Origin of the sequence: Helicobacter canis (genome assembly GCF_008693005.1) — a bacterium.
Taxonomy (GTDB): Bacteria; Campylobacterota; Campylobacteria; order Campylobacterales; family Helicobacteraceae; genus Helicobacter_B; species Helicobacter_B canis.
Genome location: NZ_VXKE01000009.1, coordinates 1 through 1329 on the forward strand (window position 1 = coordinate 1; position 1329 = coordinate 1329).

The window sequence follows — 1329 nt, forward strand, 5'->3', positions numbered from 1 at the left end:
GCCACCAGCTTTAAGCACTACATTGCTAAGTGTGCCGCCATTGTGGGTGAATGTGCCGCCGGAGAGATTGGCAGTAGTGATTTGCCCAGCATATTGAGTAAATGCTCCGCCTTGGAGATTGAGCGTGCCTATTTGTCCGCCATCGCCTGATGGACCAAAGCTACCACCAGTAGGTCCATAGCCTTGGTAGTAGTGTCCGCCTGTTATGTTGGCGACTCCTACTTCTTCGGTTCTTTGATAGACGCTACCGCCACTTTGATTAAGGGTATTTATCACAATAGAGCCGGGAGCTTCTTGTATGACTAGCTGGCTATCGGCTCTGTTTTGATTGAGTGTTTGGATTGTTAGGGAGCTATTACTATTTGTGGTAAGGCTTAGGCGATCAGCAGCGTTGTTGATAGTATCAATACTGCTATTGCCGCCTAGCTTTACTTCAAACATTACATCACCGATGACATCAAGGGTTGTAACATTGAGATTGTTGCTATTAACCAAATTGAGCCAAGGAGAATCCCCCTCGCCAACCTTTTTAAGATTGAACACAAGGTGATCCACTCGTGCATCGTTTGCAAACCAGAATTGTTTGCCACTAAAGCCTCCGGGACGATAGGCAACAGCTACGCTTGCGTAAGTGTAATGCGATACATCTCCATAGACACTTGTATTACCAAAATTCCAATTACCACTCATCGAACTATTTGTGGCACCTTGTTTATTAGTAGTCTGCCACATAATGTTATAGCAGTTGTTGTGGTGTCGCCCATCATAGTAGCCACGACAGGTTCTGCTCTCAAGTTGCGAGAGAAGATTATTTGGGTCATTTTCTGGTATAGTAGGCGTGGCTGCAGCTGCCATAGAGCTAAGGGCAAAAAAGCACGCTAGGCTTAAGCCTAGGCGAGTAGGCTTTCTGTCGTTGTAAGTAGTGTTTGCTTGAGTAGATTTGGAGCTAGAATCTACAAGATTCCCCCCCCCCCCGGTTTATATGAGTAATGTTATGAGTAGATGTTTTCATTATGTCTCCTTAAAAAGGTTAAGTGAAAGTTTAAAAAGCCACATTGTAGCCAAAATCAAAAAAAAAAAAAATAGATTTATGTTTGGGATTGGATTGCTAAAGAAGCTGCGGCTGCGCCTTGCTTTGCCACGATTTGCTACGCAAATCTTGTGATGACGGAAAAACACGATTAAGTAAAAGTGGATTCTAGGGAGTATTTAGGAAGTATGTTAGAATTTCAGTAGAGGTTGCCCAAGAGAGTTGCAGCCTCTCTTGGCGTAGCCTACTTCTCACAAAGGAGGTTACGATGAGTAAGATTTACCAGAAAATCTTAGTCG

Annotated in this window: 1 protein-coding gene; it reads right to left on the reverse strand. The window is 43.9% G+C overall.

The genetic code is table 11. The features are described from left to right. A partial coding sequence (locus tag F4V45_RS03310; protein WP_150337051.1) for a hypothetical protein occupies positions 1 to 855 on the reverse strand: 855 nt, incomplete at its 3' end. Positions 856 to 1329 lie beyond the last annotated feature (474 nt).